Here is a 23,599-nt window from a genome sequence, read left to right as displayed (position 1 = left end):
AAGATTTTAACCTTTTAGGCTAATTTATTATAGCTATACTTGAAAAAATGCTTGAACTAGCTATGTTACTAAACGAAACAAATAACACATAAAAGACCTTAATTATCTTTAATGAAAATTAATCTAAATTCTTTTTTATGGAGAATATTAAAGAATATTCATAATTTTAAAAATATATATAAAATTAAAAAAATAAAATAATCACAAAAATATTTTCTAATATAAGCTGTAAATTTTAGATAAAAAATATAAGCATAAAAAACACTAAGAAAATTTATTAAAATATTTTTATAAATTTAGAATTTATCTTAAAAATTTAAGATAAATTCAATAAATTAATCCCATTGGGCTCCTAAGTAATTTCCATTTTTATCAAAAAATACTTCTAAATTATTACTAAGTTCGACCTCCCAACCATAGCCCTTATAATCTATATCAGTTATAAAGGTGTTAGGATAATTACTTTGTATATAATTTATCACATTTTGTGGTAAAATACCTGAGTAATTTTGCACAGGATATTGTGGTAGATAAGGATTTTGTTGAGAATTTTGATAATAATTTTGCTGTTGATATTGCTCTGGCTGGGTATATTGAGTTTGATTATCTTGCTGTTGATATACCCCTTGATTTTGTTGATAATATCCTTGCTGGGTGTAGCCTTGTTGATAAGTAGAAGGTGGGGTGCTAATTGGCAAGGGATTAGAACAAGCACAAAATAACAAGCCTGAACTTATAAGTAAAATCTTTGTTTTCATATATCACTCCTTAAAAAAGACAAAATGCCTAAAATCAATCCCATTTAGCACCTAAAAAATTCCCATTCCTATCAAAATACACATCTAAATTATTGCTAAGTTCAACTTCCCAACCATAGCCTTCAAAATCTATATCCTTTATAAAGGTGTTAGGATAATTTCTTTGTATATAATTCATAGCCTTTTGAGGTAAAAAGCCTGTGTAATTTTGCTGTGGATATTGCGGATAGACTGGATTTTGTGGGTAAGCTTGGGTGGCTGGTGCTTGAGGTGTAACTTGTACTGGATTTGCTAAATCTTGACTTTGAGTAACCTCGACTGGATTTGCATAAGCACAAAAAACTAAACTTGAAACTAAAACTAAATGTTTAACTTTCATCTTTAACTCCTTAAAAAAATATAATGCAAGTGTAAAAAAAATTTGTGAAGTTAAAGTGAATTTATAAGCTAAATTTGAAAATAAAAAATAATTTTTAGATTAAAAAAATAAAAAGGGCAAAAAAGCCCTTTTGTGTAATTTAAGATAAGAAAAATAAGTCGCTAAATTCATTAAAATTTGTTTCTTCTAATACCTTTTGATTTTCACAAATAGCAATGATTTTTTCACATTGTTTAGGACTTAATCTAGTAGCTAAATTTTCTTTAAATTTATTGATTAAAACAGGAATGCCCTCTTCTCTTCTTCTTTTATGACCTATAGGGTATTCAACCTCTACTTTTTCAGTTTTTGAACCATCCTTAAAGAATACTTGCACTGCATTTGCTATACTTCTTTTATCGCTTTGTAAGTATTCTTTTGTGTATCTATCATCCACTTCAACAGACATTTTATCGCGTAAATTATCAATCCTTGCGTCATTTGCTACCTTATCTTCATAATCATCAGCTACCAAGCGTCCAAAAATCAAAGGCACAGCAACCATATATTGAATACAATGATCTCTATCAGCTGGGTTTGCAAGTTTACCCGTTTTATTAATGATTCTATGCCCTGATTCTTGAGTTGTAATGATTATTTTTTCAATATCATCTAAGCGGTCCTTAACCTCATTGTGTAGTTTAATGGCAGCTTCAACTGCAGTTTGTGCATGAAATTCAGCAGGGAAAGAAATTTTAAATAAAACATTTTCCATAACATAAGAACCAAATTCTTGTGAAATTACAAGTTTTTGTCCTTTCATTTTTACATCCTCAAAGCCCCAGAATTTAGCACTTAAAGCAGAAGGATAACCCATTTCTCCTTTTAATGATTTTAGGGCTAAATCAACGCCACGACTACTAGCATCACCTGCTGCCCAACTTTTTCTACTTCCTGTATTTGGTGCGTGACGATAGGTCCTAAGTGCCCCACCATCAATAAAGGCTTGAGAAACAGCATTTCTAATCTCATCAAAATTACAACCTAAAATTTTAGCAGCTACAGCAGTACTTGCAATTCTTACCAATAAAACATGGTCAAGCCCAACTTTATTAAAACAATTTTCAAGGGCTAAAATTCCTTGAATTTCGTGTGCCTTTATCATAGCTTTTAAAACACAACCTACCTTTAATGGCTCTTTTCCTTCGCTAATATTTTTACGACTTACATAATCAGCCACTGCCCAAATAGCACCTAAATTATCACTAGGATGCCCCCATTCAGCAGCAAGCCAGGTATCATTAAAATCAAGCCATCTTACCATAGCACCTACATTAAAGGCACCTCTAATTGGTTCAAGTTGATAAGATGTACCTGGAATTTTAGTCCCCAATGGGCGAAATTCAGCTCCTTCTACGCTTGGTCCTAAAAGTTTAGAACAAGCAGGATATTTAAGGGCTAAAAGCCCACAACCTAAGGTATCCATTAAACAATATCTTGCAGTTTGCATTGCTAAATCACTTTTTATCTCAAAAGAATCAGCATACCTTGCAATCTTAGTTAAAAGCTCGTCAAATTCAGGACGTTTAGCTTCTAAAATTCCCATATCACTCATTTTTTCTCCTTTATCTTTTATCAATAGCCACAAAACTACGAGGTTTTGGTCCTATATACTCACTACTTGGTCTAATTAATTTATTATTTGCCCTTTGTTCTTTAATATGTGCACACCAGCCACTTACCCTACTCATTATAAAAATAGGCGTAAAATAAGGGGTAGGAATTCCCATAAAATGATAAGCTGAGGCACTATAAAAATCTGCATTTGGTGGCAAAGATGGCCTTTTTTCTTTCATTAAATACTCAATAGCCTCGCTTATTTTAAATAACATAGTATCGCCACCAAGCCTTTTACTCCAAACTTTTATCAAGGCATTTCTAGGGTCGCCCCCTAAGCCATAAACCCTATGTCCAAAGCCCATTAAAAGTTCTTTGTTTTCTAATTTTTGATTAACGCCACTAATGGCTTCTTCTTCATTCTTAAAAGAACTAATAAGTCCCATAGCTGCCTCATTTGCTCCACCATGCAAAGGCCCTCTTAAAGCCCCAATGGCAGCAGCTACTGCACTAAAAATATCACTTTTCGTTGACGCACAAACTCTGGCTGTAAAGGTTGAGGCATTAAATTCATGTTCAGCATAAAGTATTAAAGAACAATGCATAGCCTTAACAAAATCAGCCTTTGGTTCTTTTAATTCAAGTCTTTCTAAAAAATAACCTGCAATGCTATCTTGTTGGGAATTAAAATCTATTTCTTTGCCCGAATTTACATAGTGGTGCCAATAACAAAGCACAGATGGCAAAACGCCAAGCAATCTAATAATCTTATCATCTTGGTCGCTAAAATCATCCTTTTCACTTTCTAAAGCACCCAAAGCAGAAACTGCTGTTTGCATTAAATTCATAGGGTGAGTATCCTTTGGAATCGCCCTTAAAATAGCCTTTAAATTTTCACTTAAAGCCCTATGTTTAATGATTTTTTCCTTATATGCCTTTAATTCATCTTTTTTTGGTAACTCGCCATATTGTAATAAAAAAGCAATTTCTTCAAATTCAGCATTTTGTGCTAAATCTTCTATATTGTAACCATAATAATTTAAGCCATTTCCAAGACCACAAGTACAAATCGCACTTTCGCCAGCGATAATCCCGGCTAGTCCCCCTGTTTTTTTCTTCGCCTCACTTACGCTCATTTTTACCCCCTTTAAAAAGTTCGTCAAGTTTATTTTCAAATGCGTAATAATCAAGCATTTCATAAAGTTCTTCTCTAGTTTGCATAATGTTTAAAACATCCTTTTGGTGCCCTTTTTCAAGTATGCTTTTATAAACATCAACTGCAGCCTTATTCATAGCACGATTTGCTGAAAGTGGGTAAAGTACCATTTTAATACCAACGCTTGCAAGTTCTTTTTGACTAAAATAAGGAGTTTTGCCAAATTCAGTAATATTGGCCAGTACAGGAACCTTTATAAGTTTGGTAAATTCAGCATATTCTTCAAGTGTATGTATGGCTTCTGCAAATAGCATTTGTGCCCCTGCTTCAACATATGCTAACGCCCTTTCAATAGCCCTTTGTTGCCCTTCAATCGCATGTGCATCAGTCCTTGCCATAATCACAAAATCATCATCTATCTTTGCATCAACGGCAGCCTTTATCCTATCGCACATCTCATTAATGCTTACCAGTTCTTTATTTGGTCTATGTCCACAACGTTTTTGTGCTACTTGGTCTTCAATATGAGTTGCTGCAGCACCGGCCCTAATTAATTCTTTTATAGTCCTTGCTATATTAAAAGCCCCACCAAAGCCTGTATCACAATCAACCAATAAGGGTGCATCAACCCTACCACAAATTCTACGAACATCAATACACACCTCTTCTAAAGCTATAATGCCTAAATCAGGCAAACCATAACTTGCACTAGCTACGCCACTTCCTGAAAGATAAAGGGCCCTGTGTCCTACCTTTACAGCTTGTAGGGCAGAATACGCATTAACTGCCCCTACTATTGCAAGTGGTGAATTTTCTTCTACAAGTTCTTTAAATTTCTTTCCTGCACTTTTTACACAACTCATTATTCTTCTCCTGTTTTTGGGTATCCTAAAGCATTAATAGCTTCTTTGCAAATGTCTAAAACGCTTTTATCTTCAATGGTAGCTGGGATATTAACATTTACCCCATCAGCTATTTCTTTTAAGGTTTTTCTTAAAATTTTACCACTCTTTGTTTTTGGCAAGGCACTAACAACAGTTGCTACCTTAAACGAGGCAACTGCTCCAATTTCTTGTCTTACAAGGGCAACTGTTCCATCTACTATACCTCTATGGTCTCTTTCAATGCCATCTTTTAAAACGATAAAGCCCATAGGAATTTCTCCTTTTAAGGCATCATTTACGCCTATAACTGCACATTCAGCAACGTCAGGGTGTTTAGCGATAATTTCTTCCATTTCTCCTGTTGAAAGCCTATGTCCTGCTACATTTATAATTCCATCAATTCTACCTAAAACAAAGACATAGCCATCCTTATCTATATAGCCCATATCTCCTGTTACATAATAACCTGGGAATTTATCTAAGTATCCGCGACGATATCTTTCATCATTTTCCCAAATTCCCATTAAAGATGCAGGTGGCAAAGGTAGTTTTAAACATAATGCCCCTTTTTTTCCAGCTCCAAGTTCCTTGCCTGTTTCTTCATCTAAAACCTTTAAATTAAAGCCAGGCATAGGTTTTGTAGGGCTTCCTGGTTTAACGACTTGTTCTTCAAGTCCTAAAGGATTAGCAGCTATTGCCCAACCTGTTTCTGTTTGCCACCAGTTATCAATTACAGGCTTTTTAGTAATTTTCATAATCCACTTTAATGTATCGCTATCGCATCTTTCACCTGCTACAAAGATAGCCCTTAAACTTTCAAGGGTAAATTGCTTTAACCAACTAGCCTTTGGGTCTTCTTTTCTAATAGCACGAAAGGCAGTAGGAGCTGAAAAAAGCACATTTACCTTATATTCATCAATAATTCTCCAAAACGCTGAAGGATTAGGAGTTCTAACAGGTTTTCCCTCATAAACTATAGTAGTACAACCATTCATTAAAGGAGCATACACTATATAAGAATGTCCAACAACCCAACCTACATCAGAAGCAGTAAAGAAAACATCACCCGGTTTTGCATTGTAAATATTATCCATTGACCATTTCATAGCAACAGAATGTCCACCATTTGAACGAATAACGCCCTTTGGAGACCCTGTAGTACCAGAAGTATAAAGTATATATAATGGATCAGTTGCTAAAACAGGCACAGGGTCAACTGGCCTTGTTTTTTCTTCTTCTTCTTCCCAGTCAACATCACGCCAAGGAAGCATACTAGCCTTAAATTGGGGTCTTTGCCAAACTATACAAGTGGTAGGCTTATGAGTAGATTTTTTAATGGCTTCATCTAAAATAGGCTTATATTCTATAATATTACTTACTTCAATACCACAACTTGCGGTCATTACAACTCTAGGCTTAGCATCTTCAATCCTAGCGGCAAGTTCATGCGAGGCAAAACCACCAAAAACCACGCTATGAATAGCACCTATCCTAGCACAAGCAAGCATTGCAATAACTGCTTCTGGAATCATAGGCATATAAATAATAACCCTATCACCTTTGATAACGCCTTTATTTGATAAAATTCCAGCAACCTTTGCCACTCTATCTCTTAATTTTTTATAAGTGTATTTTTTCTTAGTATCAGTAACTGGAGAATCATAAATCAAGGCTAATTGGTCGCCTCTGCCATTGTGAACATGTAGATCAAGAGCGTTATAACAAGTATTCATACACCCTCCAACAAACCATCTGTAATGCTCATCGGTAGAATCAAGTACCTTATCCCATTCATTGTACCAATGAACCTTTTGAGCTGCTTTTGCCCAAAAACTCTCAGGATTATCCAGCGATTCTTTGTAAACTTCTGCGTAAGTCATTTTTTGTCCTTTCTTGTTAAAGATAAGCAAATTATAAATACTTTTTAAAAAAAATAAAATGTAAAATTTAGTTGCAAAATGTATCAGTTTAAAACTTTATGCTAAATTTTGTATAATTTTTATACAAAATTTGCAAATTTGTAGTAAAATTGTGCTGTAATTTTTTGTAAAAATATCTTTATATAAATTATAAAGTGTTACTAAAAGTAATAAATAAAATTTTAGGTTAAGGAAAAATGTTAAATTCCAAGGAAAAAATGTTAGAAATTTTTAACAAATCAGGTTTAAGTTTGAGTAAATTTGCAAATTTGCTTGGAAAGGATAGACGCACAATCGCAGCTTGGTTTAAAAAAGATTATCAAAAAGATATTGATAGCAATACAAGGGCTAAAATTTGTGAGTTATTTCGCTACCCAAATGATATTTGGGATGCCGAAGATTTAGACTTTCATTCGCATTTGCATAAATTAAAAAATGATGAGATTAAAATCATAGATAAGGGCTATATGGGTGGTCTTAAATATATATTTGAAAATGAAAATGAGGGTTCTTTAATACTTCATCCATCTTTTCCAAATCCTGCGTACAGGGATTTTATAATGCCTTTTGTATATCAAAATATAGATAATGAAGAAGCTAGTTTATATAGAAAAAAACGTGGTGAAAAAATGAGGGCTTATTCTTTTGTAGCCAGTGAGTGGTACTCTATAAAATCCTTGCTTGAATTTTGTTTTTCACCTATAGGAAATTTTTACACAAAGGAACAAAAAATTGCTATTTTGGAGCTTATGATTGTTACTTTTAAGGACAATTTTAATAAGACCTTATACTTTTTTGATTCTTATGACCATAAAATTTATGGACTTGAAATGTTTTATTTATCCATAAATATTAAGGAAAATTCTATGTTTTTTAAGGTGCCTCTTGAAATGTTTATTGTAGAAATTCGTAACACTACCCTAATTAAAAAAATTCATCACTATTATACTCACGCACAAAAATGTCCAACTCATATTAATCCAAAAAATGCTTGTTTTATAATGGAACTTTTATTATATTGTTTAAAAAAAGACTTAAATTTATATGAAACTTGTGATTTAATAGACAAAGAAAGCGTATATGGCGACCTTTTTAAAAAGGCTTTAAGCGTTCATAAATTTTGAAAATAATTTTCAAAAAGCTTGACATATATCTTAAAAAATAGTACACTTTCACCTTAAAGGGGTCTTTATGAAAAAATTTAAAATAATGATGCTTTTATGTGCCTTAATCTTTAGTGTAAGCTTTATACATGCAAAAGATATAAATGTAGTAATCTTTTTAACAAAAAAGGAAAATTACAAAAGTGCTTTAAAACAAGCAAATGGTTTATCTAAAAGCATAGTAAATAATAAAGAAAATGGAGACATTGAATTAGTGCTTGGTGGTTCGGCAGTTGAAATTTTTACTGATAAAAATAATGAGTTAAGAAACGAAGTCATTAATCTAAGTCAAAAACCACATGTTCGAATTTTGGTATGTAATGGGGCATTAAATGCTAGAAAACTTGATAAAAGCATAATACCAGAAAATATAAAGGTAATAAATGCAGCCCCAAGAGAAGTAGTAGATAGACAACTTGAAGGATATGCTATTTTAAATCCTTAAAAAATAGGCTTTTTGCCCTTTTTTTAAATAATTAGCTTTTTATATTATAATTAGAAAAATCACTAAAAAAGAATAGATATGAGCGAAGAAAATGAAGAATACTATAATGATAATATGGAAGATGAGATGATGGGAGAAGAATTAAACGAATATAATATTTGTAATCTTAAAACCTAGGATTTAGTAAAATTTGTAATGATAATGAAAGAAAATTTAGACCAAATATGTAAGCTTGAAGAAAAAGACATAGTTGTAGATTATATTATTTATCATACCAACAAAGAAAGTCAGTTTAAAGCTAAGTGAAAATTTTAAATTTAGTTATTTTTTTTTGCTTTATTATTGGTAGCTTGTACTAAAAAGGAATTTGAGCCCAAAGATGAAGTAGATAAAATAGCCTTAAAGGAAATTCAAACTACATTAAAGAAAAATATCCTAATGAAAAATACATAGTTTTAAACTATGAATATGCCACTAAATTAAATAAAAAATATCCAAAATATAGGGGTGATTTGCAAACTAAAAAGGAATGTTCTTCTATGCTGATTAAATTAGAACCATACAGACAAAATATATGGGCCAATTATTTTAGAGTATTATTTTCTTATGTCTTTGATGAGTACGATACATATTTACAAGAACAAACCATACAAGCAGATTTTCCACAAGATAAAACTTGTGAATATTATAATCTTGTAAATAGTATGTAAAAAACTTAAAAAAACCTATTGCATAGTTTCTCTTAATTTTTCTAAAATCTCATTTTTATATTACTTTTATTAAATATTTTTAAATATCATTATAATTAAAAAAATATAAATATAAACTTTTATATAAATTTTTTAAGTTTAATATTTTATAATAATTTTCAACAAGAATAAAATTGTGTATAACTTTTGTAATTTAAACAAATCACAAAAAAATATTTATGATGATTTTTTAATAAAATTATGTTCTAATAACTCTCCACTTAATCAAAATGGTAGCGAAACTGATTTGGGAAGTATTTTTGAAAATGAATTAAATAAACTTTTAAGGGATTTGAAATTTATAGCAAATGGTTATGAATTATTTAATCATGAAAATAAAAATATAAGTGGCAGAACTGACTTTCAATATGGTAACACGATAATAGAATATAAAAATATAATTTATTAAGCAAAAAACTTAAATCAAAAAACCTGACATATCAACAGAACAAAACCAAATACAAAATTATCTAAAAGAACCAAAAATTTAATGGTTTTAAAATGTATGGTTTTTTATTTGATGGAGCATATATATCAAAAATGAAAATTAATATATGATACTAAAAATAGTGGAATATTAACCACTAAAAACTTAGATATTTTAATCAAAACTATTTTTCAATCAGACATTGTATCTATATCTCCTACAAATTTAAAAAGAGATTTTGGCATAGTAGATGCTGTTAAAAACCAAATTTTAGATAATGACATGGTAATAAATTTAGCTAAATATCTTTTTACAAATTTAAAAGATGAAACCAAACTAAATCCACGTACAATGTTAATTTATAATAAATGGGAAAAACTTTTTCAATTGGCTGAAAATGATAGTGGACAGCATCAAGATATTATCGATAGACGTGAAATATTTAGCCAAATTTTTGATGAGCTTATAGAACAAGATAGTGTATTTTTGCTTTATGTACTACACTTAGCATTATAATTAAACTATTATTAGTTCGTATAATAAACGATATGCCAAAATTAATACAAAAACTTAATTTAGATAATCTTTATAAAACAAATAATCTAAAGCAAACACAAGAATTTTTTTCACAAGTAGAACAAGGCAAATATTTTAATAAAATAGGCATTGTAAATTTAACAGATAATGATTTTTTTTCATGATATGTCAAAGAAAAATTTACTAGTAAATTAAAAAATATTATGCAAAAAAATAATCTCTAAAATTTGTTCTTATAAAAATATATACATATCTAAAAATACTGTAATGCTTGATATGTTTAAAGAACTTTATTTAATTTTATACCAAAAGTAGTTCGCCATAGTTTTGGTGAATATTACACACCATATTGGTTAGCAAAACGTACATTATTGTCAACTACAAATGGAGATAAAGAAATACAAAAGAAAAGTTTTATAGATCCAAATTGTGAAAGTGGTACATTTTTATCTGTATTCTTTAACTATAAACACAAAAATTTAAAAAATAAAATAGATTTTAAAGAATATGAAAAGATATTGTTGGAGTAGATATAAATCCTATCGCTGTATTAATGGCAAAAGCAAATGTATTAATTTCGGGACTTAAAAAATGTAATTCTAATCTAAATGATAAATATGAAATTCCTGTTTATTTAGCTGATAGTCTTTATGTACCAAATTTAATAAAAATAACTCTACCTAAAAAACTAGTTTTAATGTCAAAATTTATTGATATTATAAATGAAATTGAAAAATATATTATAAAACTTGATGATAAGGGTGCTTTAAAAGTATTTGAAAAGTGTTACGAACCTATTAAAACAAATAAGAAATTAAAAAATACAATTAAAGAAAATATTATAAATCTTATTCAATTTGAAACAAAAAAATTAAATTCTATATGGCTTAAAATATTCTCAAATTATTTTAGAATGGCAAGCTATACAAAATTTGATTATATTATAAGTAATCCAGCATGGGTGCAATGGTCAGTATTACCTGAAATTTATAGAAATAATATAAAGGCAAATATGCGAATGGATGGATTGTTTTCTAGTGATAAAAATGTCGGTGGAAACAATTTAAATATTTGTGCGTTAATTGCTAATAAATGCTGTGAAAGATGACTTAGTAATCAAGGTGCTTTTTGTTTTTTAATGCCAAAATCAATTTTATTTAATAAATCCTTTGAAGGTTTTAGAAATTTACAAATAAATAAAAACAAACGATTATATTTTAATGAAATTATTGATTTTAGTTATAGCAATACTGGAGAAATTTTTGAAGGAGTTGGACTTGATTTTTGTGCATATAAAATCTCAAAAAAATCTCTTAAAAATAAGGATATTTTACCTGTTATAAGCTATATCAAAAATGCAAATAAAAATTTATATAACTCGTAATGATGAATGGAAAATAGTAAAAAATAACTTTAATACATGTAACAAATTTGCTATTAAACTAAATATTGAATTAAATAATAATTTTTTAATAACAGATAGTTTAGAACGAGCACAATATTTACAAAGTTGAATTGGAAAATGCGAATATCAATTTAGAAAAGGAGTAAGTGTACCATATTTTATGAGACTTGAATTTAAAAAATTAAAAAATGATCAAATAGGTATTTTTTATCCTTATGATAAATTTGGTGCTAGGGTAAAAGCAGACACCAGCAAAGAAATTGAATTAGAATATATAAAACCATTTGTAACTGCACCTATGTTAAAAGAAAATGGTTTAAAATGGAAAAATTCTTATGCAATATGTCCTTACAAAAATGGTTTTAAAAAAACCACTTCCAAAAGATAAACTTTGCAAACTTGCTCCACTTATCTACCATTATTTAGATGGTATAGATAATAAATTAGGTAATGGAAGTAAATTTAATGCAAGAATACAAACATTTGATGAAAACTATGGAATTTTAAAATGGATAGTTATACTTAAAGAATTTGTATGTACACGAGATAACACTCGTCTAGCACCTTGCTATATAAACATTATAATGACAGATTGGGGAACCAAATTGACACCATTGTTTGATAATCATATAAGTTATATTAGTGAAAATATTAATGGTAAAAAAATAAAATACATAAGTAAAATAGGGGCAAAATACATTTTTAATAAACTAAAAAATCCAGATTTAAACGAAATTATTATAAATTCACAAGATAGTAGAAATATACCATCAAGACTTCCTGTTAAAATAGAAAAATATAAAAAAAATAAATAATTTTATGTTTTAATAAAATTTTAGTAAAACATAAAAATTTATTTATAAAAAATCTTGATGAGTATTTTAATTTTCAAATAAATTTTAATCCTTATTCTGCCTACTTTTTACCTCATCTTCAACCTCTTGTAAAAATCTATCTACAAGTAAATTTTCCTTTAATTTTGCTACAACTTCTCCATGTCTTATAACTAGACCCTGATTCTTGCCAAAAGCAATGGCCACGTCAGCACCCTTTGCCTCGCCTAAAGCATTTACAACACAACCCATAACGCTAATATTTAAAGGTTCTTTTATGTGTTTAGTTTTTTCTTCTACTATTTTAATAGCCGATATTAAATCACTTTGTATACGGCCACAAGTGGGGCAAGATATGATATTTACTCCACTTTTTTGCACTCCACTATCTTGCAAAATAGCCTTTGCTACGCGAATTTCTTCTTCAAGCTCCCCTGTCATTGAAACTCTCATAGTATCACCAATGCCCTTTAAAAGTAAGGTTCCAAGGGCTATTGCACTTTTTATTGTACTATGAAATTTAGTACCAGCTTCTGTAACTCCAAGATGAAATGGATAATCACAAAGTGGACGCAATCTCTCATAAGCTTGTATAGTTTTTTGCGTATCAGAAGTTTTCATAGAAATTTTAATATCGGTAAAATCAAGATCTTCAAGCAAGGCTATATTGTATTTTGCACTCTCAAGCATGGCATCAACGCCATAGCCAAATTTATCGCAAAATTGCTTTTCTATAGAACCATGATTTATGCCTATTCTTATAGGAATTTGCCTTTGCTTACAAGCATTAACCACTGCTTTTATATTTTCTTTTGAGCCTATATTTCCAGGATTTATTCTAACTCCGTCTATAAATTCAGCACAAAATACAGCTAAATTATGATTAAAATGGATATCTACTATTAAAGGTAGGGGCGATTTTTCCTTAATCTGCTTTAATGCCCTTGCATCTACTAAGTCAAGACAAGCAAGTCTTACTATGTTTGCCCCTGCAAAATATAAGCGATTTAGTTGTTCTAAACACCCATCTATATCCCTAGTTTTTGTAAAAAGCATGGATTGAACGCTAATTGGAGCATCCCCTCCTATTAAAACATTACCAACCTTTATTTGTTTTGTTTTATATCTCATTTTAAACCTTTTTAATAAAAATCGATAGGGTCCATATCTGTTTTTACATTATTAAACCCTAACGCATAAATTTGTGCTTTGATTAATGAAGTATATTTATTGCTTCTTAATAACACATAAAATCTAAATTTATCCTGCATTAACTCAATACCACAAGCCCCATATCCAACAAGCTGCAAGGACTTCATTTGTTTAAATTCAAGCCCTAATTTTTCACATAATTTAAAGCCTTGATTTTTATCCTTATCTTCTATAATAATCCTTAAAAGCCTAGTAAATGGTGGATAAAGGTCTTTTCTATTTTCTAATTCATCCTTTAAAAAGCTATCATAATCATCAATGTATTTTTGAAAAAAATCCTTATGCTTAGTTTGGAGTATTACCCTTGCAAAGCCCTTTCTACCCGCCCTACCTGCTACTTGCATGGCAAGGGCTAAGCATTCTTCACTTGCCTTAAAATTTGATCTAAATAAATGCTCATCAAGTCCTAAAATCACGCTTAAATCAACATTATGATAATCATGCCCCTTTGCAAGCATAGATGTACCCACTAAAAAATCGATTTTTTCATCGTTAAAATCCTTTAAAATTGTATCAAGTTTTTTAACGCTAGTTATCTCATCGCTATCAAATTTAACAATCTTTGGACTAAACTCACTTAGTTCTTTTTCTAAACGCTCACAAAGTTCAGCCGTACCAATCTTTTGTCCTTCAAGCATAATACCCCTACAACTTGGACAAGTACTATCAATAGACTTCATAAAACCACAATAATGGCATTTTAAAGCCTTATCCCTTTTATGCAAACTTAAAGAAATGCTACAAAATGGACATTTTATAGTTTCTCCACAAGTCTTACACATAATTTGCCTGAAATTCGCCCTTGCTGGTAAAAAAATAATAGCTTGTTTTTTGCGTTTTAAACAATCTTTTAATTCATTAAGCAAAAATGGAGTTATGGCTAGATTGCTTTCATCGTATAAAAATTCTTTCTTACTTTCAAAAAAGGTACCCTTTAATCTAAAATTTTTTTGTTTATAAAAGGTAGTAAGGCTTGGAGTGGCTGAACCCAAAACAACCTTTATATTTAATTTTTGTCCTATAAAAATGGCTAAATCTCTTGCGTTAAAAAATGGCAGTTGGTTTGATTTATAAGAATTATCGTGTTCTTCATCGATTATTATAAGCCCTAAATTTGTAAAGGGTAAAAAAAGGGCGGACCTTGCCCCTGCTACTAAGCAACTTTGTCCACTTGTAAATTTAGCTAGATATTCACTCTTTTTTTTCTTTGTAATCTTAGAATGCCATATACAAAAATTATCATCAAAATAAAGGCTAAGTCTTTTTTGCATTTGAGGAGTTAGTGAAATTTCTGGCATTAAAAGCAAAATTTGCTGTCCTTTTTCTAAGTATTGCTTTATTAAAGATATGTAAATTTCAGTCTTTCCACTACCTGTATCAGCAAAAAGTAAGCTTGTATTATTTTCTTTTATAAAATTTAAGGCCTTTTCTTGCTTTTGACTTAAAATAGGACTTTTTTTAAATTCTAATTTTTCACACTCGTAATTAACGCTACCTTCAAAGAATTTTAAAACAAAAGAAAGTTTATTTGCATAATAATAAGTTATAAAAGTGGCTAGTTTAAACTGCATTTTTGTAAGCTTTGTAGGTAAAATTTCAAGTATATTTTTAGTTTTAAAATTTGGTTTTTCACATTCTTTTATAACAACTGCCATGCAAGGCTTGTTAATACGAGATATATTTACCATGACCTCTTGCAAAGGTTCTATTATTTCTTCACTTTCATAGCATAAATTATCTAAATAAAGCCCCTTAATGCAAAGTTCGTAATATCGCAACACTTATCCTTATAAAAATTCTTTGCAAAGCATTGAATTTAAGCATTCTAAAAGACCAGTATTTGCATTATATGAAAAATCAATATATGATTTTTGATTTATAAAATAACGATACTGGGTAGAATTTAATTTAATCCAAGCTTTTTTACTTGAATAAATAGGGTTTTGTAGCAAGGAAAAAGAACAACAATTTAAGCCGTTATTGCAATTTGAAATTTCATTACTATCACAATAAAATAATTTTTCACCCTCTAAATTCGTAGCCGCACTATCAAGTATGCCATTATAATTTAAATTTTTTAAATTTGCCTCGTGTCTCATTAATGCAAGGGCTGAATTTAAAAGCTCATAGTCTATTTTTGCCTTTAAAATAGAAGCATCTTCTTTATTTTTGTTTAACAATGGAAAGGCAAAGCTTACTAAAATACCTATTATAATGATAACAATGACTAATTCTAACAAGCTAAACGCTTTTGAATTCATTTTTTATCAGGAAGTTCTTCGTTGATAGATTTAATAAGTTTTTTAATCTCTCTTTCTAAAACATAATTTTCATAGCTTTTTTTTACAAAGGCATCAACGAAACGTTTTAATTCTATTTTCTTAGTCCCACTAGAAAGCAAAGCGATATCATCTTCTAAAAGGTTTGCAAATTCCTCACTACAACGAACGATAAAATCCCTTGCTGAAACATTGATAACAACTTGTCTTAAATTATCATTTGCCAAGAACTGCCTCTATTTTCTTAACAATATCTTCACTCTCGATATTTTTACTCTTTAACTCTTCTTCTAAACGCATAATCTGATTGCTTTTAGCCTCATTTTGTGCCTTTACGCTTACAAGTTCATTTCTTAAATTCTCATTTAACTCACAAACTTCATTATATTTATTTAGAAGTTCATTTACCTTATTTGCCATTGTGTTGATAATCTTTTCATCATACATATTTGTTTGCCTTCATTATGTAGTTTAATCGATATTTAGCAATTATACCAGAAAATAACTAACTTTTACTTTTTATTAGAAATTAATTTTAATTAAAGTATTTTTTTTTACAATTTCCTTTTTTAAATTTGTAAAATTTATCAAAGAAAGCAAGGGAATGTTTAACTTAATAAGTGATTTTAAGCCAAGTTTTGACCAAAAACAAGCCATTAAAAATATAATAAAAAGCATAAAAAAAGGTAATAAATATCAAACCTTACTAGGCGTTACAGGTTCGGGCAAGACCTTTACCATGGCAAATGTTATAAAAGAATTAAATATGCCTACTTTGATAATGAGTCATAATAAAAGCCTTTGTGCTCAACTTTATAGCGAATTTAAGGGCTTTTTTAAACAAAATAAGGTTGAATATTTTATAAGCTATTATGATTATTACCAACCAGAAGCCTATATTCCACGCACTGATATGTTTATAGAAAAGGATAGTTCAGTAAATGAAGACCTTGAAAGATTAAGATTAAGTGCTACAGCTTCGCTTTTAAGTTATGATGATGTAATTTGTGTGGCAAGTGTTTCAGCAAATTATGGACTTGGCAATCCTAGCGAATATGAGGGACTAGTTTTGATTTTTGAAGAAGGTATGAATATCACTCAAAAAGAACTTTTAAAAAAGCTTGTTGATATGGGTTATAAAAGAAATGATAACTTTTTTGATAGGGCAGATTTTCGCGTAAATGGCGATATAATCGATATTTACCCTGCTTATTTTGAAGATGAAGTAGTAAGGCTTGAATTTTTTGGAGATGAATTAGAAAAAATGTATCATTTTAATATCTTTGAAAATAAAAAAGGTAATGAATTAAAGAAATTTATACTTTATCCAACTAGTCAATTTAGCGTCGGTAAAAATCGTTTAAAAGAAGCTATTAAAGGCATTAAAAAGGAATTGCAAGAAAGACTTGCTTATTTTGAAAGCGAAAATAAATTAGTGGAATTTCAAAGACTAAAACAAAGGGTGGAATTTGATATTGAAATGCTTGAAAGTACGGGAATGTGTAAGGGTATTGAAAATTATGCCTTGCATTTAACTGGGCTTAAAAGTGGTGAAACGCCTTATTCTCTTTTTGATTATTTTCAAATTAAAAATAAGGATTTTTTAGTAATAGTAGATGAAAGCCATGTATCCTTGCCTCAATTTCGTGGCATGTTTGCAGGGGATAGAAGTAGAAAGCAAACCTTAGTTGACTATGGTTTTCGTTTGCCATCAGCCCTTGATAATCGCCCCTTAATGTTTGATGAATTTATTAATAAAAATTGCAAATTTCTTTTTGTTTCAGCTACTCCAGCACAACTTGAATTAGAACTTAGTAAAAAAAATGTTTTTCACCAAATCATGCGTCCTACGGGTTTGCTTGACCCTGTTATTGAATTAAAAGATAGTGACAATCAAGTAGAAATTTTATACGATATAGCAAAAGAGGTTATAAGTAGAAATGAAAGGGTATTAGTCACTGTTTTAACCAAAAAACTAGCAGAAGAATTAAGTAGATATTATATAGAACTTGGCATTAAGGTAAAATATATGCATTCTGATATTGATGCTATTGAAAGAAATGAGATAATTAGGGGACTTAGGCTTGGTAATTTTGATATGTTAATAGGTATAAATTTATTAAGAGAGGGGCTTGATTTACCAGAAGTTAGCTTAATTGCTATAATGGATGCTGACAAAGAAGGCTTTTTAAGAAGTACTACAAGTCTTATACAAACTATGGGAAGGGCTGCTAGAAACATAAATGGCAAGGTTTTACTCTTTGCTAAAAAAATCACAAAGTCCATGCAAGAAGCAATCGATATAACAAATGAAAGAAGAAAATTACAACAAGCTTATAATAAAAAGCATAACATAACGCCAATCTCGGTTAAAAGGAATTTAGAAGATAGTTTAAAAAATGAAGTTGATAGTGCCGAACTTTACAGAAAGGGCAAAAAATTAGAAAAAATGCCAGCAAGTGAAAGGGCAAAATTAATCAAAGGACTTAGAAAACAAATGCTGGAAGCTGCAAAAATACTTGAATTTGAAAAGGCAGCAAGTATAAGGGATGAGATAAATAAGTTAAAAAATTTATAATATTTTTTATTGCAAATTTTATTTAACTCATCTTTTGAGATTAAATTTTAAGCTACTTTTACTACAATAACTTCCATTTATATAGCAAAATTTTTATTATATTTATCATATAAATCTAAAAAATGCATTCCTAAATAAATAGCCGTTCTCTATATTGCCATCTAAAAAAGGGTGAAATTGAATACATGAAACATCAAATGTATAATCTTATCTGTTAAGCTAGAATAATAATCATCATTTTTTACGTGTTCTAAAGCACTTTCTAAAAGTCCTATTTGTTTATTATGTCCACTTAAACCACCGATATCACTAATAACTTCATCGTGTATTGCGATAACTTCATTGAGTTCAATATATCTCATTTGTCTTTTAATCTTTGAAACACAGCCCTAATTTCAGGAACTTTTAATTCTTCTTTCATTTTAGCCATAGTTTTTTTTAACAGCTTCTCTTTCTTATAAATATTCTTTGCTATCTTTTTTAGTAGAATTTTGATTTTTACTTTGCATTTAAATTTCCTTGCTTTTAGCTTAAAAGCTTTCTTATCATCTCGCTAACTCTTTTTACATCAGCACTAGCTCCAAATAAAGCCTTTGCCTCTTTTAATGCCTTATTGTGTTCTTTCATAGAAAAAAAGCTAAATTCAACAAGCAATTTTTTTAATGCCTTTTCAAGCTCTTCATCGCTTAATTGTCTTGGTAGATAATTTTCAAAAAGTGCAATCTCCTTTGCATCCTTTTGTGCTAAATCTTGCTTTTGTGCTTGTTTATGTTCAGCCATTGCATCTTTTCGCTTTTTAATCTCACTTGTGATAATCTTATAAACTCGCTCATTATTAAGTTCTACTTGTTCGCCAACTTCTACTTGTTCAAAGACTGTATTTAATCTTTTTAAGGTATCGTGTTTAAAGCTATCTTTTTGTTTAATCGCTTCTTGCATATCACTTATAATTCGCTCTTTAACATCCATTGTTAATCCTTTCAACTCATAGAACAAGTTTTAATATCAAGCCCAAAACCTTTCAAAGCAATAAAATCTTTATCGCAATGTTTAGATAAAAGTTTAATCTCTTCTATATTAAAATATCTTAAAATTTGAGCACCTATGCCATAATTTTTAAAATGTGTCGCATTTGATTTTTCACCCTGCATAAAAATAATAATACCACCATTCTTCGATAAAAACTCTATTTGCTTTAAAAGATTAGAAAATTTATCAGATGTTAAAAGCTCAAAATCGCTACCACTAATGTGAAATTTCACATTTTCTTCCTTTTTGATTTCACCAAAGCAAAAAGCTATGTGAGTTATGCCATTATGGTCCTTAAAGCTAAATTTTTCTGCCCTAAAACCAGCAAGTATACTAGGAGTTTGTTCAACAAGCTTTATAAGACTTTCATTTTTTAAACGATATTCTATTATATCGCTAACTGCTATCATATTAAGATTATGTTTTTGACAAAAATTTTCTAAGTCAATTCTCCTTGCCATATCTCCATCATCTTTAACAATCTCACAAATTACACAAGCTTGTTTAAGTCCTGCTAAATTACATAAATCAACCCCGCCTTCTGTATGACCAGTTCGTTCTAAAACCCCTCCTTTTTTAGCTATTAAAGGATTAATATGCCCTGGTCTTACAAAATCACTTGAACTAGCATTTTCATCTGTAAAAATTTTAATGGTCATATCTCTTTCATAGGCACTAACGCCCGTTGTGGCATCTTTTGAATCAACCGTTATTGTAAAAGCTGTTTCGTGGTTTGAAGTATTTTTATTAACCATTAATGGCAAATCAAAGTGTTTTGCTAAATTTTCATGCAAGGCAACGCAAAGTACGCCTCTGGCCTCTTTTATAGTAAAATTTATCTTTTCTTTTGTACTATACTGAGCCGCAAAAATCAAATCCCCTTCGTTTTCTCTATCTTCTGCATCAACCATAACAAGCATTTTTCCATCTTGTAAATCTTTTATAGCTTGTTCTACGCTTACAAATTTCATTGTTTTATGCCTTCTTTATGCTTATAATTTATGGCAAATTATAGCTGATTTTGCTTGACAAATCAATTAATTTTAATTATAATTCCAACTTTATTACTGAGGTATAGCCAAGCGGTAAGGCAATAGGTTTTGGTCCTATGATCAGGGGTTCGAATCCCTTTACCTCATCCATTTTATTAACGCGAAGTAGAGCAGTGGTTAGCTCGTCGGGCTCATAACCCGAAGGTCGCAGGTTCAAATCCTGCCTTCGCAACCAATTTTTTAAATATTTCTTAATTTTATTTTCCAAATTTTAAAACAATACCAAATAACAAAAATGAAATTTTTATAAAAAGAAATCCCCTACTTTATAGGGGAGTAAGATTATTTTTAGATAGCTTTTAACAAATCGCCAAGTATGCCAGAATTTTCTTGGTCAATTTTACTAACACTTTCTACACTTGCATTTTGCGAAAAGCGATAAGCATAAGTGCTAGAATTTTGTGCATAAGTACTAGCAGTATTAAAAAAACCTTGTTGGGAACTTTGTGAACTTTCACTAAAATCCTGAGTTAAAGAACCTAAGGCTGTGCCATTAGATTCATCTTGTCCCATCTCTGCTATAGAAAGCATATCTAAAAATTCACTAGAAGCCGAGGCGTTAGGCACCTGGGTTTCAACATATTGATATTGCCCACTCAGCACGTCATATTCATACGACGTAACTGTCTTATAACCTACTTGCATAATTTCTCCTTTCAAAATATATGCAAGTTTGTATAAGCAAAAACTATGCCATTAATCTCCGTGAGTTGAGTAATGTTCATTGTCAAGGTCGTTATTTTTAATAAATTCTTCCTTGGCCTTTTTGCAGTTTTCATCACGCACTTTACGATAAGTATTGCGAGTTGCAATTTCTTTATCGCTTAATGGTCTATCTTCTAAAAATGAGATATGAAAGTAAGTATCATCAGGCTTAGAATGAGCATTATAAAAATCCATATAATCAAAATAGTCCTTGCCATTGTCAAATTCAACGGTTTCTTCTATGTATATAGTAGGACCAAAACCCTTATGATTTTGTGTGTAGTGCCCAAAGCCTGCACTATATTGAATTTTAAATTTAGCCATTATTTTCTCCTAAAAATTCTTGATAAGTTCCGCGAAAATCGCTTAAAACGCCATCTTGCAAATGCCAAATTCTATTTGCAAAGGCATTAACCAGCTCTCTATCATGACTGATACAAAGCACCACACCTGAGAAATTATATAAAGCCTCGCCTAAGGCTATAATGCTTTCTAAATCAAGATGATTATCAGGTTCATCCAAAAGTAAAAAATTTGGGCTTTCAAGCATGAGTTTTGAAAGCATTAAACGATGCTTTTCACCCCCACTTAAAGAACTTGCAAATTTTTCTTGTTCTAAGCCACTAAATAACATTCTACCTAAACATTTTCGAATTATGTCTATATCCTTGAATTTTTCACTCATTAACCAGTCGTGAAGTTTCAAATCTTCACAGATTAAATTACTAGTATCTTGTGGAAAATATCCAAGTTCTATGGTAGCCCCTAAATGCAAACTCCCACTATCTGCATTAAGCACACCTGCTATTATCTTAGCTAAGCTACTTTTTCCAACTCCATTTGGACCTATCAATGCAATTTTATCTTTTTTTTCTATCTTTAAATTTAAATTAGAAAATAAATTTTGCTTATAAGCCTTACTAATGCCCTTAAGTTCTAAAACCTCGTTTCCTATCTCTCTTTTAGGGCGAAAAACTATACTAGGGTCTCTTCTACTTGAAATTTTAATCTCTTCTATTTCAAGCTTTTCAAGTGCTTTAGCCCTGCTTGTTGCTTGTTTTGCCTTTGATGCATTTGCACTAAAACGGCGTATAAAATTTTCTAATTCTTCTCTTTCTTTTAAATTCTTATCCCTTTTTAACTCAGCTTGTTTTGCTAAAAGCGTTGATGCCATATACCAATCATCATAATTTCCAGCAAAATCCCTAATCTGCTTAAAATCCACATCCAAAATTCTAGTACAAATCTTATTTAAAAAATGCCTATCATGACTTATTACTACCATACTTCCTTCATGCCTTAAAAGTTCATTTTCAAGCCATGCTATGCTTTGTAAGTCAAGATTATTTGTAGGTTCATCCAAAAAAAGAACATCTGCGTTTAAAAATAAAACTTGTGCTAATAAAACCTTAAATTTATCAGCATTTTGCAAGGTGCTCATCAAGGCATTAAAGTCATTTAATTTTAAGGCACTTAAAATTTTTTCACAACGAAGCTCACAATCATAATTTGGGTCTTCTTCGGCACAAATAATTTCAAGTTCGCTTAATCTATCATTAATCTCATCTGTAAAATTTTCACTTTGATAAAGCCTTTCTTTTTCTTTTAAAGCATCAAAAAGCCTTTTATTAGCACATAACACTGCATCTTTAATGGTATATTTTTCAAAGGCAAATTGGTCCTGTCCTAAAACTGCAAATTTCACGCCCTCATCAAAAATAATCTCTCCACTGCTTGCTTCAAGTTCTTTGGCTAAAATTTTTAAAAAGGTACTTTTTCCAGCCCCGTTTGCTCCTATAAGTCCGTATCTTTGATTAGCATTTAATTTTAAATTTACATTTTCAAATAAAAGTTGATTAGCAAAACGCATAGTGAGATTTTTTACTTCTACCATAAAAATGTTCCTATTTAAATTTTTAACAAGATTATAACAAAAAAATTTTTATGAAAAGAAAATAAAATTTAACAAGGCAAGAAATTTTCTTGCCTTGCTTGAAAGTTTAGACAAGCAATAAACACAAATTTTAACTTACTGCAAAAGCTGTAAGACATTTTGTTGAACTGTATTTGCTTGTGCCATAGCATAAGTTCCTGATTGTGCTAGTATGTTATATTTTGAAAAGGTTGCACTCTCACTTGCAAAGTCAACGTCTCTAATGGTAGATTCAGCTGATTGAAGATTAACTTGTGTAACTGTTATGTTATTTATAGTTACTGTTAATTGATTTTGCACAGAACCTAAATCAGCTCTAATTGCATCAAGGTCAGCTATAGCAGTTTCAGCTATATCCATAACAGCCATTGCACCTGCTAGGGTAGTAACGCCTGAGGTTACTGCGTAAGCATCTATACCACTTGAAGCACTTCCATCACTTCCAACCCTAAATGATGCGTATTGAGAAAGACCAGAACCAGCACTATAGCCTGAACCAGCACTTATTATATAGGCATTTGAAATTGCACCTGCACTATAATTAACAAAGACTGCGTTAG

At 30.2% G+C, this 23,599-nt stretch carries 29 protein-coding genes and 2 tRNA genes; 13 read left to right on the top strand and 18 right to left on the bottom strand.

Translation table 11 applies throughout. The features are described from left to right. Positions 1 to 335: 335 nt before the first annotated feature. The 6 genes from FMM58_RS03975 to FMM58_RS03950 form a co-directional block, all read right to left on the bottom strand. Positions 336 to 758 (bottom strand): PepSY-like domain-containing protein, encoded by a 423-nt coding sequence (locus tag FMM58_RS03975; RefSeq protein ID WP_150141324.1) that lies wholly within the window; start codon positions 756 to 758, stop codon positions 336 to 338. A 34-nt stretch (positions 759 to 792) separates the two neighbouring features. Next, positions 793 to 1,137 carry a PepSY-like domain-containing protein gene (locus FMM58_RS03970; RefSeq protein ID WP_150141327.1) on the bottom strand — a complete coding sequence of 115 codons (345 nt, stop codon included), beginning with the start codon at positions 1,135 to 1,137 and terminating at the stop codon, positions 793 to 795. Between the two features lie 139 nt (positions 1,138 to 1,276). After that, on the bottom strand, positions 1,277 to 2,731 hold the full coding sequence (gene prpD, locus FMM58_RS03965) for a 2-methylcitrate dehydratase (RefSeq protein WP_150141329.1): 1,455 nt from the start codon (positions 2,729 to 2,731) through the stop codon (positions 1,277 to 1,279). Between the two features lie 10 nt (positions 2,732 to 2,741). After that, positions 2,742 to 3,869 (bottom strand): citrate/2-methylcitrate synthase, encoded by a 1,128-nt coding sequence (locus tag FMM58_RS03960; protein WP_150141331.1) that lies wholly within the window; start codon positions 3,867 to 3,869, stop codon positions 2,742 to 2,744. Beyond that, positions 3,856 to 4,752 (bottom strand): methylisocitrate lyase, encoded by an 897-nt coding sequence (prpB, locus tag FMM58_RS03955; RefSeq protein ID WP_150141333.1) that lies wholly within the window; start codon positions 4,750 to 4,752, stop codon positions 3,856 to 3,858. The genes FMM58_RS03960 and prpB overlap by 14 nt, the downstream gene beginning before the upstream one ends. Beyond that, positions 4,752 to 6,653 carry a propionyl-CoA synthetase gene (locus FMM58_RS03950; protein WP_150141335.1) on the bottom strand — a complete coding sequence of 634 codons (1,902 nt, stop codon included), beginning with the start codon at positions 6,651 to 6,653 and terminating at the stop codon, positions 4,752 to 4,754. The genes prpB and FMM58_RS03950 overlap by 1 nt, the downstream gene beginning before the upstream one ends. Positions 6,654 to 6,910: 257 nt before the next feature. Here FMM58_RS03950 and FMM58_RS03945 point away from each other — a divergent pair, with 257 nt between their 5' ends. From FMM58_RS03945 to FMM58_RS08925, 10 genes are all read left to right on the top strand, one after another. Continuing rightward, positions 6,911 to 7,816: a hypothetical protein gene (locus FMM58_RS03945; RefSeq protein ID WP_190317945.1), complete on the top strand. Its 906-nt coding sequence runs from the start codon at positions 6,911 to 6,913 to the stop codon at positions 7,814 to 7,816. A 67-nt stretch (positions 7,817 to 7,883) separates the two neighbouring features. After that, positions 7,884 to 8,300, top strand: coding sequence for a DsrE family protein (locus tag FMM58_RS03940; protein ID WP_150151863.1), 417 nt, complete (start codon positions 7,884 to 7,886; stop codon positions 8,298 to 8,300). A 512-nt stretch (positions 8,301 to 8,812) separates the two neighbouring features. Beyond that, on the top strand, positions 8,813 to 9,010 hold the full coding sequence (locus tag FMM58_RS03935) for a hypothetical protein (RefSeq protein WP_150141341.1): 198 nt from the start codon (positions 8,813 to 8,815) through the stop codon (positions 9,008 to 9,010). 175 nt (positions 9,011 to 9,185) lie between these two features. Beyond that, positions 9,186 to 9,458, top strand: a complete 273-nt coding sequence (locus FMM58_RS08955) for a hypothetical protein (protein ID WP_223810451.1) — start codon at positions 9,186 to 9,188, stop codon at positions 9,456 to 9,458. 300 nt (positions 9,459 to 9,758) lie between these two features. Then, positions 9,759 to 9,992, top strand: coding sequence for a hypothetical protein (locus FMM58_RS08950; protein ID WP_150151859.1), 234 nt, complete (start codon positions 9,759 to 9,761; stop codon positions 9,990 to 9,992). Between the two features lie 32 nt (positions 9,993 to 10,024). Beyond that, a complete protein-coding gene (locus FMM58_RS08945; protein ID WP_190325374.1) occupies positions 10,025 to 10,177 on the top strand; it encodes a hypothetical protein in 153 nt (50 codons plus the stop codon). A 389-nt stretch (positions 10,178 to 10,566) separates the two neighbouring features. Next, positions 10,567 to 11,121 (top strand): hypothetical protein, encoded by a 555-nt coding sequence (locus FMM58_RS08940; protein ID WP_150151856.1) that lies wholly within the window; start codon positions 10,567 to 10,569, stop codon positions 11,119 to 11,121. A gap of 30 nt (positions 11,122 to 11,151) precedes the next feature. After that, positions 11,152 to 11,397, top strand: coding sequence for a hypothetical protein (locus FMM58_RS08935; RefSeq protein WP_150151853.1), 246 nt, complete (start codon positions 11,152 to 11,154; stop codon positions 11,395 to 11,397). A 181-nt stretch (positions 11,398 to 11,578) separates the two neighbouring features. Continuing rightward, positions 11,579 to 11,806, top strand: coding sequence for a hypothetical protein (locus FMM58_RS08930; protein WP_190325375.1), 228 nt, complete (start codon positions 11,579 to 11,581; stop codon positions 11,804 to 11,806). After that, positions 11,754 to 12,233: a hypothetical protein gene (locus FMM58_RS08925; protein WP_190325376.1), complete on the top strand. Its 480-nt coding sequence runs from the start codon at positions 11,754 to 11,756 to the stop codon at positions 12,231 to 12,233. Before FMM58_RS08930 ends, FMM58_RS08925 begins: the two co-directional genes overlap by 53 nt. An 84-nt stretch (positions 12,234 to 12,317) precedes the next feature. Here FMM58_RS08925 and ispG read toward each other — a convergent pair whose 3' ends face one another. Genes ispG through FMM58_RS03890 form a run of 5 tightly spaced genes read right to left on the bottom strand, consistent with a single transcriptional unit; the run spans position 12,318 to position 16,189 of the window. After that, on the bottom strand, positions 12,318 to 13,382 hold the full coding sequence (gene ispG, locus FMM58_RS03910) for a flavodoxin-dependent (E)-4-hydroxy-3-methylbut-2-enyl-diphosphate synthase (protein WP_150151850.1): 1,065 nt from the start codon (positions 13,380 to 13,382) through the stop codon (positions 12,318 to 12,320). 11 nt (positions 13,383 to 13,393) lie between these two features. Beyond that, positions 13,394 to 15,241, bottom strand: a complete 1,848-nt coding sequence (locus FMM58_RS03905) for a primosomal protein N' (protein ID WP_150151847.1) — start codon at positions 15,239 to 15,241, stop codon at positions 13,394 to 13,396. 9 nt (positions 15,242 to 15,250) lie between these two features. Beyond that, the gene (locus tag FMM58_RS03900; RefSeq protein WP_150180420.1) at positions 15,251 to 15,724 is read right to left on the bottom strand and encodes a prepilin-type N-terminal cleavage/methylation domain-containing protein; all 474 of its coding nucleotides are present in this window, start codon (positions 15,722 to 15,724) and stop codon (positions 15,251 to 15,253) included. After that, on the bottom strand, positions 15,721 to 15,969 hold the full coding sequence (locus tag FMM58_RS03895; RefSeq protein ID WP_150141399.1) for a hypothetical protein: 249 nt from the start codon (positions 15,967 to 15,969) through the stop codon (positions 15,721 to 15,723). The genes FMM58_RS03900 and FMM58_RS03895 overlap by 4 nt, the downstream gene beginning before the upstream one ends. Beyond that, positions 15,959 to 16,189: a hypothetical protein gene (locus FMM58_RS03890; protein WP_150141398.1), complete on the bottom strand. Its 231-nt coding sequence runs from the start codon at positions 16,187 to 16,189 to the stop codon at positions 15,959 to 15,961. The genes FMM58_RS03895 and FMM58_RS03890 overlap by 11 nt, the downstream gene beginning before the upstream one ends. Positions 16,190 to 16,346: 157 nt before the next feature. On the opposite strand from FMM58_RS03890, the gene uvrB reads away from it, so the two are divergent. Beyond that, positions 16,347 to 18,320 (top strand): excinuclease ABC subunit UvrB, encoded by a 1,974-nt coding sequence (gene uvrB, locus FMM58_RS03885; protein ID WP_150141396.1) that lies wholly within the window; start codon positions 16,347 to 16,349, stop codon positions 18,318 to 18,320. A gap of 161 nt (positions 18,321 to 18,481) precedes the next feature. Here uvrB and FMM58_RS03880 read toward each other — a convergent pair whose 3' ends face one another. The 3 genes from FMM58_RS03880 to FMM58_RS03870 form a co-directional block, all read right to left on the bottom strand. Continuing rightward, positions 18,482 to 18,682 (bottom strand): hypothetical protein, encoded by a 201-nt coding sequence (locus tag FMM58_RS03880; protein WP_223810243.1) that lies wholly within the window; start codon positions 18,680 to 18,682, stop codon positions 18,482 to 18,484. Positions 18,683 to 18,845: 163 nt separating this feature from the next. After that, positions 18,846 to 19,289 (bottom strand): GatB/YqeY domain-containing protein, encoded by a 444-nt coding sequence (locus FMM58_RS03875; protein ID WP_150141394.1) that lies wholly within the window; start codon positions 19,287 to 19,289, stop codon positions 18,846 to 18,848. 11 nt (positions 19,290 to 19,300) lie between these two features. Next, a complete protein-coding gene (locus FMM58_RS03870) occupies positions 19,301 to 20,320 on the bottom strand; it encodes a bifunctional 3,4-dihydroxy-2-butanone 4-phosphate synthase/GTP cyclohydrolase II (protein ID WP_150141392.1) in 1,020 nt (339 codons plus the stop codon). Between the two features lie 97 nt (positions 20,321 to 20,417). On the opposite strand from FMM58_RS03870, the gene FMM58_RS03865 reads away from it, so the two are divergent. Continuing rightward, positions 20,418 to 20,491: transfer RNA gene (locus FMM58_RS03865), tRNA-Gln, on the top strand. Between the two features lie 9 nt (positions 20,492 to 20,500). Further along, a tRNA-Met gene (locus FMM58_RS03860) sits at positions 20,501 to 20,576 on the top strand. 113 nt (positions 20,577 to 20,689) lie between these two features. On the opposite strand, the gene FMM58_RS03855 is transcribed toward FMM58_RS03860, so the two are convergent. The 4 genes from FMM58_RS03855 to FMM58_RS03840 all read right to left on the bottom strand — a co-directional run. Continuing rightward, entirely contained in the window at positions 20,690 to 21,046 is a 357-nt protein-coding gene (locus FMM58_RS03855) for a hypothetical protein (RefSeq protein WP_150141391.1), read from the bottom strand. Positions 21,047 to 21,097: 51 nt separating this feature from the next. Then, complete coding sequence (locus FMM58_RS03850) at positions 21,098 to 21,433, bottom strand: hypothetical protein (protein ID WP_150141389.1); 336 nt, start codon at positions 21,431 to 21,433, stop codon at positions 21,098 to 21,100. Then, on the bottom strand, positions 21,423 to 23,000 hold the full coding sequence (locus FMM58_RS03845; RefSeq protein WP_150151844.1) for an ABC-F family ATP-binding cassette domain-containing protein: 1,578 nt from the start codon (positions 22,998 to 23,000) through the stop codon (positions 21,423 to 21,425). Before FMM58_RS03845 ends, FMM58_RS03850 begins: the two co-directional genes overlap by 11 nt. A gap of 135 nt (positions 23,001 to 23,135) precedes the next feature. Further along, positions 23,136 to 23,599, bottom strand: a 464-nt coding sequence (locus tag FMM58_RS03840; protein ID WP_263349671.1) for a flagellin, incomplete at its 5' end; no start/stop codon positions are given.

This window comes from Campylobacter sp. LR291e (assembly GCF_008633915.1).
Classification (GTDB): domain Bacteria; phylum Campylobacterota; class Campylobacteria; order Campylobacterales; family Campylobacteraceae; genus Campylobacter_D.
Note: the sequence above shows the minus strand (reverse complement) of the source record. Positions and strands in the feature narration are given on the sequence as shown.

What these genes read in the sequence shown, in the direction of transcription:
- FMM58_RS03975 (WP_150141324.1), bottom strand. Translation starts at nt 758, where the DNA reads ATGAAAACAAAGATTTTACTTATAAGTTCAGGCTTGTTATTTTGTGCT.
- FMM58_RS03970 (WP_150141327.1), bottom strand. Translation starts at nt 1,137, where the DNA reads ATGAAAGTTAAACATTTAGTTTTAGTTTCAAGTTTAGTTTTTTGTGCT.
- prpD (WP_150141329.1), bottom strand. Translation starts at nt 2,731, where the DNA reads ATGAGTGATATGGGAATTTTAGAAGCTAAACGTCCTGAATTTGACGAG.
- FMM58_RS03960 (WP_150141331.1), bottom strand. Translation starts at nt 3,869, where the DNA reads ATGAGCGTAAGTGAGGCGAAGAAAAAAACAGGGGGACTAGCCGGGATT.
- prpB (WP_150141333.1), bottom strand. Translation starts at nt 4,752, where the DNA reads ATGAGTTGTGTAAAAAGTGCAGGAAAGAAATTTAAAGAACTTGTAGAA.
- FMM58_RS03950 (WP_150141335.1), bottom strand. Translation starts at nt 6,653, where the DNA reads ATGACTTACGCAGAAGTTTACAAAGAATCGCTGGATAATCCTGAGAGT.
- FMM58_RS03945 (WP_190317945.1), top strand. Translation starts at nt 6,911, where the DNA reads ATGTTAGAAATTTTTAACAAATCAGGTTTAAGTTTGAGTAAATTTGCA.
- FMM58_RS03940 (WP_150151863.1), top strand. Translation starts at nt 7,884, where the DNA reads ATGAAAAAATTTAAAATAATGATGCTTTTATGTGCCTTAATCTTTAGT.
- FMM58_RS08950 (WP_150151859.1), top strand. Translation starts at nt 9,759, where the DNA reads ATGGTAATAAATTTAGCTAAATATCTTTTTACAAATTTAAAAGATGAA.
- FMM58_RS08945 (WP_190325374.1), top strand. Translation starts at nt 10,025, where the DNA reads ATGCCAAAATTAATACAAAAACTTAATTTAGATAATCTTTATAAAACA.
- FMM58_RS08940 (WP_150151856.1), top strand. Translation starts at nt 10,567, where the DNA reads ATGGCAAAAGCAAATGTATTAATTTCGGGACTTAAAAAATGTAATTCT.
- FMM58_RS08935 (WP_150151853.1), top strand. Translation starts at nt 11,152, where the DNA reads ATGCCAAAATCAATTTTATTTAATAAATCCTTTGAAGGTTTTAGAAAT.
- FMM58_RS08930 (WP_190325375.1), top strand. Translation starts at nt 11,579, where the DNA reads ATGAGACTTGAATTTAAAAAATTAAAAAATGATCAAATAGGTATTTTT.
- FMM58_RS08925 (WP_190325376.1), top strand. Translation starts at nt 11,754, where the DNA reads ATGCAATATGTCCTTACAAAAATGGTTTTAAAAAAACCACTTCCAAAA.
- ispG (WP_150151850.1), bottom strand. Translation starts at nt 13,382, where the DNA reads ATGAGATATAAAACAAAACAAATAAAGGTTGGTAATGTTTTAATAGGA.
- FMM58_RS03900 (WP_150180420.1), bottom strand. Translation starts at nt 15,724, where the DNA reads ATGAATTCAAAAGCGTTTAGCTTGTTAGAATTAGTCATTGTTATCATT.
- FMM58_RS03890 (WP_150141398.1), bottom strand. Translation starts at nt 16,189, where the DNA reads ATGTATGATGAAAAGATTATCAACACAATGGCAAATAAGGTAAATGAA.
- uvrB (WP_150141396.1), top strand. Translation starts at nt 16,347, where the DNA reads ATGTTTAACTTAATAAGTGATTTTAAGCCAAGTTTTGACCAAAAACAA.
- FMM58_RS03880 (WP_223810243.1), bottom strand. Translation starts at nt 18,682, where the DNA reads ATGAGATATATTGAACTCAATGAAGTTATCGCAATACACGATGAAGTT.
- FMM58_RS03875 (WP_150141394.1), bottom strand. Translation starts at nt 19,289, where the DNA reads ATGGATGTTAAAGAGCGAATTATAAGTGATATGCAAGAAGCGATTAAA.
- FMM58_RS03870 (WP_150141392.1), bottom strand. Translation starts at nt 20,320, where the DNA reads ATGAAATTTGTAAGCGTAGAACAAGCTATAAAAGATTTACAAGATGGA.
- FMM58_RS03855 (WP_150141391.1), bottom strand. Translation starts at nt 21,046, where the DNA reads ATGCAAGTAGGTTATAAGACAGTTACGTCGTATGAATATGACGTGCTG.
- FMM58_RS03845 (WP_150151844.1), bottom strand. Translation starts at nt 23,000, where the DNA reads ATGGTAGAAGTAAAAAATCTCACTATGCGTTTTGCTAATCAACTTTTA.